Source organism: Streptomyces glaucescens, assembly GCF_002154375.1.
Classification (GTDB): domain Bacteria; phylum Actinomycetota; class Actinomycetes; order Streptomycetales; family Streptomycetaceae; genus Streptomyces; species Streptomyces glaucescens.
Genome location: NZ_MUND01000455.1, coordinates 1 through 13,812, shown reverse-complemented (window position 1 = coordinate 13,812; position 13,812 = coordinate 1). Strand labels below are relative to the sequence as shown.

The window sequence follows — 13,812 nt, the reverse complement described above, 5'->3', positions numbered from 1 at the left end:
CTCCAGCCGGCTGGTTCGGCCGCCCGGCGGCGCGGCGTCCTCTTCGTCCCCGTCGACCGGCAGCGGGCGCGGCACCGTCAGCGCGCGCGGGATCACGCTGGTGCGGTCCTCCGCGTTGTCGTGCTCGGCCGCCAGCGCCTGCGGCGGGGCCGCGTCGAGCTGCTCGTCGCTCAGCGCCGCCCGCGCCTCCCGGGCCTGCGCGAGCAGCGCCACGGCGTCGTGCGGACGCGTCCCGGGGGTCCGCGCGGTCGCCGACGCGACCAGTTCGTCCAGCGCGTACGCCAGGCCCGGGACGGCCGCCGAGGGCGGCGGGACGTCCTCGTGGAGGTGCCGGTACAGCACCTGGGCCGGGGTGTCCCCGGCGTGCGGCTTGCCGCCCGTCAGCATCTCGTACAGCACGACGCCGCAGGCGTAGACGTCCACGCGGGGATCGGCCGTGCCGTGCTCGATCTGCTCGGGGGCCAGGTAGGAGACCGTGCCGAGGACGGTGCCGGTGGTGCTGGTGACGGTGTCGACCGAGCGGACCAGTCCGAAGTCGGCGACCTTCACCCGGCCGTCGTCCCCGATCAGGACGTTCTCCGGCTTCATGTCGCGGTGCACGAACCCCGCGCGGTGCGCGGCGCCGAGGGCGGCCAGCACCGGCTCCAGGATGTCCAACGCGGCCCGGGGCGCGAGCGCCCCCCGCTCGCGCAGCACGTCACGCAGGGTGCATCCGGCGACGTACTCCATCGCCAGATAGACGTACGACCCCTCGGCGCCCTGGTCGAAGACCTGCACCACGTTGGGGTGGGCGAGCCGGGCCACCGACTTCGCCTCCCGGATGAACCGCTCCACGAACGAGGCGTCGGCCGCCAGCGTGGGGTGCATCACCTTGAGCGCGAGCACGCGGTCGAGGCGGGTGTCCACGGCCCGGTAGACCGTGGCCATCCCGCCGACCGCGATCCGCGCCTCGACGCGATAACGCCCGTCGAGCAGCTGCCCGACCAGAGGGTCCTGAAGGGTCGTGTCCACGCAGGCGAGTCTACGAGCCGCCGCCGGCACGACCTGTCGCTCCGGGCGCCCGGGGGACGGACTGCAGCAGACCTGTGACCGTCCCCGCGGCGCCGGTGGATCAGAAAGCCGGGCGCTCCGGGTCCAGGTGGGCCCGGCCCTCCGTGGGGGAGGACGCCTCGGCGAAGTGGCGGCGGGGGATACGGCCCGCGCGGTGGGCCAGCCGGCCCGCCTCGACCGCGTGCCGCATGGCCTCCGCCATCAGCACCGGCTGCTGCGCCCGGGTGACCGCCGAGGCGAGCATCACACCCGCGCAGCCCAGCTCCATGGCGAGCGCCGCGTCGGACGCCGTGCCGGCGCCCGCGTCCAGGATCACCGGCACGTGCGCGTGCTCCACGATCAGCTGGAAGTTGTGCGGGTTGCGGATGCCGAGCCCGGAGCCGATGGGGGAGCCGAGCGGCATGATCGCGGCGCAGCCCGCGTCCTGGAGCTTCCGGGCCAGCACCGGGTCGTCGTTGGTGTACGGCAGCACCGTGAACCCGTCGTCGACCAGCGTCTCCGCGGCCTCCAGCAGCTCGATCGGGTCCGGCAGCAGGGTGCGCTCGTCGGCGATGACCTCCAGCTTGATCAGGTCCGTGCCGAGCGCCTCGCGGGCCAGCCGCGCGGTGAGGACCGCTTCGCCGGCGGTGAAGCAGCCGGCGGTGTTCGGCAGCACCCGGATCCCCAGCCGGTCCAGCACGGACAGCACCGAGCCGTGCACCTCCGGGTTCACCCGCCGCATCGCGACCGTGGTCAGCTCGGTCCCGGAGGCCACCAGGGCCCGTTCCAGGACCTCCAGGCTGGGCGCGCCGCCGGTGCCCATGATCAGCCGGGACGTGAAGGTCGTACCACCGAGGACGAAGGGGTCGTCGGCCATGGGTCAGCCTCCTTGGACGGCGGTGAGGACTTCGACGCGGTCTCCGTCGGAGAGCGCGGTCGTCGCCCACTGCGCGCGCGGGACGACGGTTTCGTTGAGGGCGGCGGCCACTCCGGAGGGCGCCGCGGTGAGCGTGCGCACCAGGGTGCCGAGGGCCGTGCCGGGCGCGACCTCGCGGGTCTCGCCGTTGACCGAGATGTTCATGCGGGCTGCTCCGTGAGTGCGGCGGTGAAGCGCTGGGGAGTGAACGGGCGGGCCTCTTCGGGCAGTTCGCCGGTGGTCAGGGCGTGTGCGAGGGCGTCGCCGGTCACCGGGGTCAGCAGCACCCCGTTGCGGTAGTGGCCGGTGGCCAGCAGCAGGCCGTCGAGGTCGGTCGGGCCGAGCAGCGGCGCGTTGTCGGGCGAGCCGGGGCGCGCCCCGCGCGGGTCTCCGTCAGCGGCAGCTCGGTGATGCCGGGCACCAGCTCGTGGGCGTCGCGCAGCAGCTCGTAGACGCCGCCCGCGGTCACCGTGGTGTCCCAGCCCAGCTCCTCGCTGGTCGCGCCGACGACCAGTTCGCCGTTCTCGCGCGGCACCAGGTAGACGTGGCTGCCGCGGACCACGGCCCGGACGGTCCGGCTCAGGAACGGCGCGTACCGCTCGGGCACGGTCAGCCGCAGCACCTGCCCCTTCACGGGCCGTACCGGCGGCAGGACGGCCTCCGGGACGCCCGCCAGCCGCCCGCTGAGGCTTCCTGCGGCGAGTACGACCTGTCCGGCGGCCAGTACGGTCCCGTCGGCCGTGACGACGCCCGTGGCCCGGTCCCGGACGACGGTGAGCCGCTCCGCGCGGACGCGGTGGAACACCACCCCCGTCCGCTCGCACGCCGTCACCAGCGCCGCCGCGAGCCGCCGCGGGTCGATCTGGTGGTCGCCGTCGACCCGCAGGCCCCCGCGCACGCCGGGCGCGAGCATCGGCTCCAGGCGCCGGCACTCGCGTCCCGACAGCCACTCCGACTGCAGGCCCGACTCCCGTTGCAGGGCGTGCAGTTCCCGCAGGTGGGCGCGGTCGTCGGCGTCCAGCGCGACGGCGAGCGTGCCGCACCGGCGGTACCCGAGGCCGTGCCCGGTCAGCTCGGTCAGCTCGGCCGCGAACTCGGGGTAGCGGCGCGCGGAGGCGAGGTTCAGGCCGAGCAGGGTCTCCTCGCCGTAGTGCAGCTCGGTGACGGCGGCGAGCATCCCGGCCGCCACCTGGGCGGCCCCGCCGCCCGGTTCGGGGTCCAGCACCGCCGTGGCGAGCCCGCGCTGCGCGGCCCGCCAGGCCGTGACCAGGCCGATGATCCCGCCCCCGATGACCAGGACGTCGGGGGTGACGTCGGATCCGACGTCGGATGTCTCGGACGTACGCGACATGGGCGTCCAGCCCCTCCCTTCGCCGGCATGACCCGGATCAGGTTCGTACGGTCGGAGGCCGCCAGCCTCCCTCTCAGCCCGGTGCGTCCGGGCTCCCGCGAGTGCTTTACGTTGGCCACCCTAGCCCGCCGCCGCATGTCTCAGTAAGGGAGCCTCCGCCCGTGGCCCGTACTCTCGACGGTCTCGTCCTCGCCCCCGTCGCCGACCAGGCCCCCGGCCAGGTGGGCACCCGCACGCGGTTCGCCTACCACGAGAAGGACGGCGAGATCTGGGCCGAGTACGCGGGCGGCGACGTCGTCCGCGGGCACCTGGTGGGTACCCGGGAGGGCGACCGGCTGGACTTCCGGTACGTCCAGCTGAAGCGCGACGGGACGACGTCCTCGGGGCACTGCGTGTCCCGGGTGGTGGAGCTGCCCGACGGGCGGGTGCGGCTGGAGGAGAGCTGGGAGTGGGAGTCCCAGCCCGGCCGCGGGACGAGCGTGGTCGAGGAGATCCCCGCGGATGTGCAGCAGGTCACGGGTGACGGCCACTGACTGACGGACTGTCAGTTGTCTATGGTGATCAGGTGAGCGAGCAGACGCAGGAACGGGGATCGTCCGCACCGCGGCGGGTGGTCGTGGCCGGCGCGGGCATGGCCGGCGTGCAGACCGCGGTCGCCCTGCGCGAACAGGGCTTCACCGGCACGGTCACCCTGATCGGCGCGGAGCCCCATCAGCCGTACGACCGGCCGCCGCTGTCCAAGGCCGTCCTGCTCGGCACCGCCGAGGGCTCCGCCTTCGACGTCGACTTCGAGGCGCTCGGCATCGAGCTGCGCCTCGGCCGCGAGGTGCTCGGCGTGCGCCCCGCCGGCCACGAGCTGGACACCGAGGCCGGACCGGTGCCGTACGACGTCCTGGTCGTCGCCACCGGCGCCGCGCCGATCCCGCTGCCGGGCGCCGAGGGCGTGCCCGGGGTGCACCTGCTGCGCACCCTGGACGACGCCGAGCGGCTGCGGCCGGTGCTCGGCCGGCAGCACGACATCGTGGTCGTCGGCGCCGGCTGGATCGGCGCGGAGTTCGCGACCGCCGCGCGGGAGGCGGGCTGCGCGGTGACCGTCGTGGAGGCCGCCGCCCGGCCGCTCGCCGGGGCGCTGCCCGCCGAGGTGGCCGCGCCGATGGCCGCCTGGTACGCCGATGCCGGGGCCGAGCTGCGGCTCGACGCGCGCGTGGAGCGCGTCGAGCCGGGCGCGGTGGTCCTCGGCGACGGGACACGGCTGCCCGCCGGGGCCGTGGTCGTCGGCATCGGCGCCCGCCCCGCCACGGCCTGGCTGGCGGGCTCCGGCATCGAGCTGGGTCCGCACGGCGAGGTCGTCGCGGACGCCGGGCTGCGCACCTCCGCGCCGGACGTGTACGCCGTCGGCGACTGCGCGTCCTTCCCGTCCGGGCGCTACGGCGAGCGCCTGCTCGTGCACCACTGGGACAACGCCCTCCAGGGCCCCCGCACGGTCGCCGCGAACATCGTCGGCACCGCCACCGGGGAGCCCTCCGCCGTCTACGACCCGGTCCCGTACTTCTGGTCCGAGCAGTTCGGCCGCTTCGTCCAGTACGCCGGGCACCACGCGTCCGCCGACACCCTCCTGTGGCGCGGCGACCCCTCCGGGCCCGCCTGGTCCGTCTGCTGGCTGCGCGAGCGGCGCCTGGTCGCCCTGCTGGCGGTGGGCCGCCCGAGAGACCTGGCCCAGGGCCGCCGCCTGATCGAAGCGGGCACCCCGATGGACGCCGGACTGCTCACGGATCCGAGCCGGCCGCTGAAGTCGGCGACGGCCTGACCGGCCGGGGGCGCCCCGCCACCCACTCCGTCGGCCCTGCCGCGACCGCCCCGGGTACCGACTGTCAGTCCGGGATGGCAGGCTTGGTACGTGACCGAGATTGACGCAAAGATCGATGCTCTCGTCCCCGCCTGGCTCACCCTCCCCGACATCGCCGAAATGCTCGGTGTCGAGGTGACGCGCGTCCGGCAGCTGGTCAAGGAGGGCCAGCTCATCGCCGTGCGCCGTGGGGAGAACCGCGCGCTGCACGTCCCCGCCGCCTTCATCGACGGGGACAAGGTCGTCAAGGGCCTGTCCGGGACCCTGACGCTCCTGCGGGACGACGGCTTCACGGACGAAGAGATGCTGGAGTGGCTCTTCACCCCTGACGACAGCCTGCCCGGCACGCCCGCGCAGGCCCTCAGCGAGAATCGCGGCACGGAGGTGAAGCGCCGGGCCCAGGCGCTCGCCGTGTGACGCTCGTGGTGTGATCCGAGCACACTGATTCGAACAACCGCCCGGAGTACGGGCCGTGGCGCGCACCGGGCCGCGGCCCGTACGCCGTCGACAACGGGGGGACACCCATGCCCGACACCGCCACAGCCGCCCGCGAGCGGCTCGCCGCCGCCCGGCTCTATCTGTGCGTGGACGCCCGCAGGCGCCAGGGCGACCTGCCCGAGTTCCTGGACGCGGTCCTGGCCGGCGGCGTGGACATCGTGCAGCTGCGCGACAAGGGCATGGAGGCCGCTGAGGAGCTGGCGCACCTGGAGGTCTTCGCGGACGCCTGCGCCCGGCACGGCAAGCTGCTCGCGGTCAACGACCGCGCGGACGTCGCCCACGCCGCCCGCGCGGACGTGCTCCACCTCGGCCAGGGCGACCTGCCGGTCCCCGCGGCCCGCGCCGTCCTCGGTGACGACGTGCTGATAGGCCGCTCCACCCACGCCGAGTCCGAGGCGGCCGCGGCCGCCGTCCAGGAGGGCGTGGACTACTTCTGCACGGGCCCGTGCTGGCCCACCCCCACCAAGCCGGGCCGCCACGCCCCCGGCCTCGGCCTGGTGCGGTACACGGCGGCCCTGGGCACCGACCGCCCCTGGTTCGCCATCGGCGGCATCGACCTCGGCAATCTCGACGAGGTGCTGGACGCGGGGGCCCGCCGGGTCGTCGTGGTGCGCGCGATCACCGAGGCCGACGACCCCGGCGCGGCGGCGGCGGAGCTGGCGAAGCGGCTGCGGGAGGCGTAGGGCCGAGCCCTCGGCCCCGGCGCGGGCCCGTACGGGCCCGGGCGCGGGACCCGTGCCGGTCCCGCGGTCCGCGGCTTTGTCCAAGGGGTGGACAACAAAGCGACGAATCGGGCAAATTTCCTGCCTCCGGTTGGGTGACCCCCGCCCCCTGGCTAACCTGCCCGTATGGCCCTCGGCACCGCATCCACCAGGTCGGATCACGCTCCGACCGTGCGCGACATGCTCGCGACCGGCAAGACGACGTACTCGTTCGAGTTCTACGCCCCGAAGACCCCGAAGGGCGAGCGGATGCTGTGGAACGCGCTGCGCCGGGTCGAGGCCGTGGCGCCCGACTTCGTCTCCGTGACCTACGGCGCGGGCGGCTCCACCCGCGCCGGCACCGTCAAGGCGACCGAGGCGATCGCCTCGGACACCACCCTCACTCCGATCGCCCACCTCACCGCCGTCGACCACTCGGTGGCGGACCTGCGCAACATCATCGGCCAGTACGCCGACGCCGGGATCCGCAACATGCTCGCGCTGCGCGGCGACCCGCCCGGCGACCCGATGGGCGAGTGGGTGCCGCACCCCCAGGGCCTCGCCTACGCCGCCGAACTGGTCGAACTGATCAAGAACTCCGGCGACTTCTGCGTCGGCGTCGCGGCGTTCCCCGCGATGCACCCGCGCTCCACCGACTGGGACACCGACGTCCGGCACTTCGTCGACAAGTGCCGCGCGGGCGCGGACTACGCGATCACCCAGATGTTCTTCCACCCGGAGGACTACCTGCGGCTGCGCGACCGGGTCGCGGCGGCCGGCTGCGACACGCCGATCATCCCCGAGGTCATGCCCATCGGCAGCGTGAAGACGCTGGAGCGGATCCCGTCCCTCACCAACGCCGCCTTCCCGGCTGTCCTGAAAGAGCGGATCCTCGCAGCCAAAGACGATCCGGCCGCTGTACGCTCCATCGGTATCGACTTCGCCACGGAGTTCTGCGCGCGGCTGCTGGCCGAGGGAGTGCCCGGACTGCACTTCATCACGCTCAACAACTCCACGGCGACGCTGGAAATCTACGAGAACCTGGGCCTGCACCACCCACCGCAGGCCTAGACCGGCCGCACGGTCTTACGACACACTGCGTAGCGGCCACTGGGAGAGGGGCGTACATGGGCTGGACGGTCCTCTACATCGCGTTCGGCATCGTCGCGCTGTGGCTGCTCGGTGAGGTGCTGCTGCAGTACAAGGCCCGACTGCGCTGGCGGCTGCTGGCGTTCGTCGGCTTCCTGGGTGTCGTCGTCGGTGTGCTGATCCCGTCCGTCGTCGTGATCGGGCTGGGTGCCGCCGCCTTCGCCGTCGGGCAGACCTACGTCACGCTGTCGTTCCGTCGCGGCTTCGCGGCCGGCTGGGCGGTCACCGGCCGCCCGGCGCTCGGCGGCGGCAAGCGCAACCGCCGCGACCGGCAGGAGCCCACCCTGGAGGTGTCGGACCTCCGCGCGAGCGACTACCCCGACGCCACGCAGGGTGACGACAGCGGCCTCTACGACGACGACCACGACCGCGACGACGTCTTCACCCCGGCCCGCGCCGCCGCCCCGGCGGCCGCCGAGACCACCGCCGTCTACGAGCCGCAGCCGATGCCCGACGACACCGGCTCCTACGGCGTGTACGGCGACTCCGGGTACCCGGGCGGCGACCGCCCCCAGGACCAGTACGCGGCCACCGCGCAGACCGCCGACCAGGGCTACGGCTACGACGGCTACTCCGGCTACGGCCAGGGCTACGGCTACGACACCACCGGCCAGCAGCAGTACGCCGCCTACTCGGACCCGTACATCGGCACCCAGACCTACAGCGGCGCCGCGTACGACCCCGCCTACGACACCCAGTACGGCCAGCAGGCCTACGGCCAGGACCAGTTCGCCACCGGTGGCTACGGCGGCGAGACCCCGGGCGGGGTGTGGGTCCCGCAGCAGCGCACCACCGACGACCCGTTCGGCGGCGAGCTCCCGCCGGAGCAGCCGTACGGCCACCCCGGCGACGGCCAGGCGCACGGCCAGGGCTACGACGAGCAGTACCGCTTCTGAGCGGTCCGGGCCACGCGGTACCCGGGGCTCACTGGGAGCCCCGGAACTCCGGGCCCTCCACGATCAGTCCCGCGACCAGCGCGCCCGACATCCCGGCGTGCGGCAGCCCGCCGCCCGGATGCGACCAGCCGCCGACGGTGAACAGGCCGGCCACGCCGGTGGAGTTGGCCGGGTGCAGCAGCCGTCCCCCGCCCGCCGCCAGCGCCGGTGCCGGGACCGACCCGTCCGCCACGCCGGTCGCCTCCGCGATGTCGGCGGGCGTGCGCACCTCGTGCCACAGCGCACGGTCCCGCAGACCCGGCACGGCGCGCTCGGCGGCGGCCAGCATGCGGTCCGCGTGTCCCCGCAGCTCCTCCGGGGCGGCCCCCGCCGGGACCGCGGCCGTCAGCGTGACCGCCTCGTGGCCCGCGTCCGGGACCAGCGCGGGGTCGTCGGGCCGCAGCACGGTGACCGTGGGCGGCGCCGCCGCCCCGCCGTCGAACACGTGACCAAGTTCGGCGTCCCGGTCCGGCGCGTGCACCACCGTCCGGTGCGCCGTCCCCGCCGGCCGCTCGCCGCGCAGCGCCAGCAGCACCGTCAGCCGGCTCGGCAGCCCGTGCCGGGCCGGGACGCCGTCCGTGCCCCGCACCGGCAGGCCCGGCGTGACCCGGCCGAGCGTGCCGGGACCGACCCCGGCGACCACGAAGTCCGCGTCCGCCACCGCGCCCCCGGCCAGCTCCACGCCCACCGCGCGGCCGTCCTTCTCCAGCACCCGCGCGACCTCGGCACCGAAGTGGAACTCCACCCGGCGCGCCACGCAGCGGTCGTACACCGCCCGGGCCAGCTCCCGCAGCCCGCCGCGGACGTACCAGGTGCCGAAGGCGTGCTCCATGTACGGCAGCACCGCCGCGCTCGCGGGGACGGTGCGCGGGTCCAGGCCGTACGCCAGCGCGTGGCTCTCCAGCAGGGCGGCCAGTCGGGGGTCGCGCAGCTCCCAGGCACCGATCTCGGCGAGGGTGCCCGCGCGGCGGGTGCGCAGCACCTTCCGGTGCGGGACCGCCGGGTACGGCTCGCGCTCGGCCAGCACCTGCCAGTTCGGCCACAGGGGCTCCTCCAGGAGCGGCCGGCGGGTGCGGTCCCAGGCCTCCCGCGCCCGCACCAGGAAGTCGCCCCAGCGCTCCCCGGCCCCGGCGCCCAGGGCCTCGTCCAGGGCGGTGACCACGCCCGCGCGGGAGGCGTTCGGCAACGGCACCGCCGTGCCGTCCGGGAGGACGTGCAGCGCCGACGGATCCACCTGGACCAGCTCGACGCAGGCCTCCAGCGGTTCCTTCCCGGTCTTGACGAACAGGTCCCGGTAGACCGCGGGCAGCGGCAGCAGCCCCGGTCCGGTGTCGAAGGAGAAGCCCTCCCGCTCCCGCCGGCGCACCGCGCCGCCGTACGTCTCCGTCCGCTCGTACACCGCCACCCGGTGGCCCGCGACGGCCAGCCGGGCAGCGGCCGCCATCGCGCCCATCCCGGCGCCGATCACCGCAATCCGTGCCATGCCGGCGACTTTATCCGCCGCCACCGGCAGTCGTTCCGGCCGCACCCCCGGGAGCGTCTGGGGGTGAGTGCGCAGCGGTGAGTATCCGTACCTAGGTGCCGAGATGAGTACGGGCGCGGATGGGGGAAGGCCCGTGCGGACGGGAGAGTGGAGGCACGGAGAAGGGGCGCGGCTCCGGCACCGGCGACACGGGGCGCCGGAACGGAGCGGCCCTCGATCCGCTCCTTCCGCCGGCCCAGGTCGGCGGAGGCGAGGCACGGGGGAACCGGGGGACGACCGACGGGGGTTCCAACGGGGGAACGCACGGGGGAGACAGAAGGCGCCGGTCCACACGGTGGCCCGCGGGGGACGCGGCCACCTCGGACCGGCGCCTTCGCCTGCCCGCCCGGTTCCCCCGCGGCTCAGCGGCGGCCGCTGACCCGGCCCTGGAGCAGCCGGGACAGTGCCGCGTGCACGTCGTCGAGGGTGCGCTCCGGCTGGAAGGACTGCCAGTCCAGGGCGGCCACCAGGACCATGCCGACGAGCGCCGCCGCGGTCAGCTGGATGTCGATCTCCTCGGCCAGCTCGCCGTTCTCCACACCCGCGCGGAGCACGTCCTCCACGACCGCCACCACCTGCTGTCGCACCACCATGAGGGTGGACTGCCAGGCCCGGTTGGTGCGCCACAGCTCGGCCACGTAGAGCTGGGTGAAGGCCGGGTAGCGGGCGATGAACTCGAGGCCCGCGCGGATCATCGCGTCCAGCGCGTCGACCCTGCTGCCGCCCTCCCGCTCGGTCCGCTCCGCCGCCTCCCGCAGGGAAGCGGTGAGCAGACCCACCCCATGCCGCAGCAGCTCCTCGAAGAGGACCGACTTGCTGGCGAAGTTGTAGTACACCGTGCCCTTGGCGACCCCGGCCCGCTCGGCGATCTCGTCGACGGTGGTGGCCGAGAAGCCCTGCTCGGCGATGAGCGTGACGGCCGCCTCGTAGAGCTTCTGCCGGGTGGCCTCGCGGCGCGTGCTGCCGCCCGACGGGGCGCTGCTGCTTTCCATGGCCCCGATTCTCACAGGAACGGCCACCGGAGCGGGCACGGGATGCGAGGTCACAGGGACAGCTCCGGGTGCAGCTTGTCCAGCGTCCACACCTGGCGGCGGCGGGCCGACAGGGCGGTCAGCGCGAGCGCGCCCGCCGTGAAGGCCGCGAGCACCGCGCAGGCCTGCCAGACCGGGCCGAGACCGCCGCCCGTGATGAGTCTGCGCAAGGCGTCCACGATGTAGCTCATCGGCAGGTAGGGGTGGATCGCGTTGAAGAAGCCCGGGCTGGTCTGCACGGGGTAGGTGCCGCCCGCCGAGGTCAGCTGGAGCATCAGCAGGGCGAGCACCAGGATCCGGCCGGCCGCGCCGAAGCGGGCGTTGAGCAGCTGCACGATCGCCGCGAAGCAGCCCGTCACCAGGAACAGGAAGCCCACCGTCCCGGCCGCCCGGGCCATCTGCAGACCGACCGCCCAGTGCAGCACCGCCATCAGCGCCGCGGTCTGCGCGACCCCGATCGCCAGCACCGGCAGCCAGCCCGCCAGGGCGATCCGCCAGGCGGAGGCGCCCGCGGCCAGCGCCCGCCGGTTCAGCGGCGGGATCACCATGTACGCCACCATCGCGCCGACCCACAGGGACAGCGGGATGAAGTACGGGGCGAAACCGGTGCCGTAGTTGGGCGCCCGGTGCAGGGACTGCGAGGCGAGCTGCACCGGGTCCGCCATGACCTCGGTCCGCCGGTCGCGCTCCCGCTCGTCGTAGTCGGGGATCCTCTCCGCGCCGTCGTGCAGCCCGTCCGCCAGCTTCACCGAGCCGTCGACCAGCTTGTACATACCCCCGCTGAGGTCGTCCGCGCCGGTCTTCAGCTTGCCGACGCCCTCGTCCAGGTCCACGGAGCCGGTCTTCGCGGTGCCGAGTCCCGTGTGGAGCTTCGCGGCGCCCGCGGCGACCTTCCCGGCGCCCTCGTTCAGCTTGTTGATCCGCCGGACCGCGTCGTCCAGGTCCTCGGACAGGTGCGGCGCGCGGTCGGCGAGCGACTGGGCCTGCTCCTGGAGGGTGGCCAGGTGCTTGTCGAGCTTCTTCAGGTCGCTGTCGTGCTCGGTGACCAGCGTGTCGAGGTCGCCGGCGATCGACGCCACGTCGGCCGCGGCGCCCTTGGCCAGTTTCAGGTCGGGGCAGGCCGCGTCGGGCAGCACGGCGTCCTCGCAGCGGGTCCGGTAGACGCCGGCCAGGGTGCCGGACGCCTCACGCGCGCGCTCGGCCGCCGCCGGGGCCGTCTCGGAGAGGCTGTCGAGGTTGTCGCGGATCGTGCCGGCCGAGTCGGCGACGAACTGGGCGGTGTCCCCGATGAACTTCTCGTTGTCCTTCAGGAAGGGCCCCACCTTGCCGGAGATCCCGTTGACCTTGTCGGCGAGGGTCTGGGTGCCCTCGGCGACCTTCTTCGAGCCGTCCTCCAGGTCACCCGCGCCCGTGTGCAGCTTCCGCAGGCCCTTGGCCAGGTCGCCGCTGCCGTCCTTGGCGTCCCTCAGGCCGTCCGCGAGGTCCTTGGAGCCCTTCTCCGCCTTCCCGATGCCGCCCTTGAGCTTGTCGGCGCCGCCGGCGGCCTTCACGGTCTCGCCGTGGATGTCGGAGAACGAGATGAAGATCTTGTCCAGGAACGACCGCGACGCCTTGGTGGACGCCGCCGTGCGCACCTCGCTGAACACGGTCCGCGAGATCTGCCCGACGATGTAGTTGTTGGCGTCGTTGGTGCGCACCTGGAGCGCGCCCGTCTCGGGAAGGTCGCCGGAGCTGGAGGCGATCCGCGCGCTGAAGTCCTCCGGCATGGTCAGCGACAGGTAGTACCGGCCGTCCTCCACGCCCGCGCGTGCCTCGGCGGCGCTCACCTCGTGCCAGTCGAAGACCTCGCTCTCGCGCAGCCCCTCGACGATGTCGTCGCCCGCGTTCAGCTTCTTACCGCCGGCCGTGGCGCCCTGGTCGTCGTTCACCAGCGCCACCGGGATGCGGTCGAGCCGGCCGTACGGGTCCCAGAAGGACCACAGGTAGAGCGCCCCGTACAGCAGCGGCAGCAGCAACAGCGCCACCAGGGCGGCGCGCGGCAGCTTGCCCCGCGCGAAGCGCCGCAGCTCAAGCGCGGCCAGTTTCGGCGACCGCATCGGCCGTCTCCTTCACCTCGTCGTCGGCCTGGGGGTGGTCGGGCGTCTCGTGGGGCGCGGCGGCCTCGGCCCGGTCGGCCCGGTCGGCTCGCTCGGACCCGGTGCCGGGCTCCGGGGCCGACCCGTTCGGCTCGGCGCTCCCGGTCTCCCCGGTCTCCCCGGCCTCGTCGGTCTCGCCGGTTTCCCCGGTCTCGTCGGTCTCCCCGGCCCGTGGCGGTACGCCGTCCCCGTCGGCCCCGGACGCCTCCGCCGCGCGCGTGGACACCGCCACGGCGTCCTCGGGTGCCTCGCTGCACACCGCCAGCACCGTCGTCCCGGCCGCGGCGAGCGACCGGAGCAGCGCCCAGACCTCGGCCCGCTCGGCCTCCGACAGCTTCAGGTCGGTGTCGTCGACGCCGAGCAGCCGCGGGCGGCCGATGAGCGCGAGGGCGACCGACAGCCGCAGGGCCTCGAGCCGCTCCAGGTCCCGTACGGCGGTCCGCAGGCCCTTGGGCAGGGCGTCCCGGTCGAGCCCCGCGGCGGTCAGGGCGGCGTCGATGCGCAGCGCGGCCTCGCCCCGGCGCTCCCCGCGCGGCCTGAGCAGCCCGCGCAGGGAGTCACCGAACCGGCGCTGGAGCAGCACCCGCTCGCGCAGGTGCTCGCCCACGGTCAGCGACGGGTCCAGGTCGGTCACGCCCGGCACGTGGGCGAGCGCGCTGATCCGGCGCAGCGCCGCCATCTGCTTCGGCAGCCGGGCGT

Annotated in this window: 13 protein-coding genes, 1 pseudogene and 1 riboswitch; of the genes and pseudogenes, 6 read left to right on the top strand and 8 right to left on the bottom strand. The window is 74.4% G+C overall.

From position 1 onward, the window contains the following. The 4 genes and pseudogenes from CCN42_RS27370 to thiO form a co-directional block, all read right to left on the bottom strand. Positions 1–1,011: protein kinase domain-containing protein (locus CCN42_RS27370; protein WP_169731534.1), on the bottom strand; the 1,011-nt coding region annotated here is incomplete at its 3' end. 100 nt (positions 1,012–1,111) lie between these two features. Continuing rightward, complete coding sequence (locus tag CCN42_RS27365) at positions 1,112–1,906, bottom strand: thiazole synthase (protein WP_086739603.1); 795 nt, start codon at positions 1,904–1,906, stop codon at positions 1,112–1,114. A 3-nt stretch (positions 1,907–1,909) separates the two neighbouring features. Further along, positions 1,910–2,110, bottom strand: a complete 201-nt coding sequence (gene thiS / locus CCN42_RS27360) for a sulfur carrier protein ThiS (protein WP_086173635.1) — start codon at positions 2,108–2,110, stop codon at positions 1,910–1,912. Then, a pseudogene (gene thiO, locus CCN42_RS27355) lies at positions 2,107–3,296 on the bottom strand (glycine oxidase ThiO). Before thiO ends, thiS begins: the two are co-directional and overlap by 4 nt. After that, positions 3,294–3,405, bottom strand: a riboswitch (TPP riboswitch). It overlaps the preceding pseudogene by 3 nt. A gap of 52 nt (positions 3,406–3,457) precedes the next feature. Between thiO and CCN42_RS27350 the strand changes: the two are divergent. From CCN42_RS27350 to CCN42_RS27325, 6 genes are all read left to right on the top strand, one after another. After that, a complete protein-coding gene (locus tag CCN42_RS27350) occupies positions 3,458–3,829 on the top strand; it encodes an avidin-fold protein (RefSeq protein WP_086739602.1) in 372 nt (123 codons plus the stop codon). 32 nt (positions 3,830–3,861) lie between these two features. Further along, on the top strand, positions 3,862–5,103 hold the full coding sequence (locus CCN42_RS27345) for an NAD(P)/FAD-dependent oxidoreductase (protein WP_211294810.1): 1,242 nt from the start codon (positions 3,862–3,864) through the stop codon (positions 5,101–5,103). A 90-nt stretch (positions 5,104–5,193) separates the two neighbouring features. Beyond that, positions 5,194–5,559, top strand: coding sequence for an Rv2175c family DNA-binding protein (locus CCN42_RS27340; protein ID WP_086171562.1), 366 nt, complete (start codon positions 5,194–5,196; stop codon positions 5,557–5,559). Between the two features lie 107 nt (positions 5,560–5,666). Beyond that, a complete protein-coding gene (gene thiE, locus CCN42_RS27335; RefSeq protein ID WP_086739598.1) occupies positions 5,667–6,323 on the top strand; it encodes a thiamine phosphate synthase in 657 nt (218 codons plus the stop codon). Positions 6,324–6,488: 165 nt separating this feature from the next. Next, positions 6,489–7,412 carry a methylenetetrahydrofolate reductase [NAD(P)H] gene (gene metF / locus CCN42_RS27330; protein WP_086739596.1) on the top strand — a complete coding sequence of 308 codons (924 nt, stop codon included), beginning with the start codon at positions 6,489–6,491 and terminating at the stop codon, positions 7,410–7,412. 56 nt (positions 7,413–7,468) lie between these two features. Continuing rightward, positions 7,469–8,386 carry an SCO2102 family sporulation regulator gene (locus CCN42_RS27325; protein WP_086739594.1) on the top strand — a complete coding sequence of 306 codons (918 nt, stop codon included), beginning with the start codon at positions 7,469–7,471 and terminating at the stop codon, positions 8,384–8,386. A gap of 28 nt (positions 8,387–8,414) precedes the next feature. Here CCN42_RS27325 and CCN42_RS27320 read toward each other — a convergent pair whose 3' ends face one another. From CCN42_RS27320 to CCN42_RS27305, 4 genes are all read right to left on the bottom strand, one after another. Further along, positions 8,415–9,908, bottom strand: a complete 1,494-nt coding sequence (locus CCN42_RS27320) for a phytoene desaturase family protein (RefSeq protein ID WP_086739592.1) — start codon at positions 9,906–9,908, stop codon at positions 8,415–8,417. 401 nt (positions 9,909–10,309) lie between these two features. Then, positions 10,310–10,939, bottom strand: a complete 630-nt coding sequence (locus tag CCN42_RS27315) for a TetR/AcrR family transcriptional regulator (RefSeq protein WP_086171565.1) — start codon at positions 10,937–10,939, stop codon at positions 10,310–10,312. Between the two features lie 50 nt (positions 10,940–10,989). Continuing rightward, positions 10,990–13,074 (bottom strand): YhgE/Pip family protein, encoded by a 2,085-nt coding sequence (locus CCN42_RS27310; RefSeq protein ID WP_086739590.1) that lies wholly within the window; start codon positions 13,072–13,074, stop codon positions 10,990–10,992. Beyond that, positions 13,046–13,812, bottom strand: a 767-nt coding sequence (locus CCN42_RS27305) for a P-loop NTPase family protein (protein ID WP_107427652.1), incomplete at its 5' end; no start/stop codon positions are given. The genes CCN42_RS27310 and CCN42_RS27305, both read right to left, overlap by 29 nt.

What these genes read in the sequence shown, in the direction of transcription:
- CCN42_RS27315 (WP_086171565.1), bottom strand. Translation starts at nt 10,939, where the DNA reads ATGGAAAGCAGCAGCGCCCCGTCGGGCGGCAGCACGCGCCGCGAGGCC.
- CCN42_RS27325 (WP_086739594.1), top strand. Translation starts at nt 7,469, where the DNA reads ATGGGCTGGACGGTCCTCTACATCGCGTTCGGCATCGTCGCGCTGTGG.
- CCN42_RS27365 (WP_086739603.1), bottom strand. Translation starts at nt 1,906, where the DNA reads ATGGCCGACGACCCCTTCGTCCTCGGTGGTACGACCTTCACGTCCCGG.
- CCN42_RS27310 (WP_086739590.1), bottom strand. Translation starts at nt 13,074, where the DNA reads ATGCGGTCGCCGAAACTGGCCGCGCTTGAGCTGCGGCGCTTCGCGCGG.
- thiS (WP_086173635.1), bottom strand. Translation starts at nt 2,110, where the DNA reads ATGAACATCTCGGTCAACGGCGAGACCCGCGAGGTCGCGCCCGGCACG.
- metF (WP_086739596.1), top strand. Translation starts at nt 6,489, where the DNA reads ATGGCCCTCGGCACCGCATCCACCAGGTCGGATCACGCTCCGACCGTG.
- thiE (WP_086739598.1), top strand. Translation starts at nt 5,667, where the DNA reads ATGCCCGACACCGCCACAGCCGCCCGCGAGCGGCTCGCCGCCGCCCGG.
- CCN42_RS27320 (WP_086739592.1), bottom strand. Translation starts at nt 9,908, where the DNA reads ATGGCACGGATTGCGGTGATCGGCGCCGGGATGGGCGCGATGGCGGCC.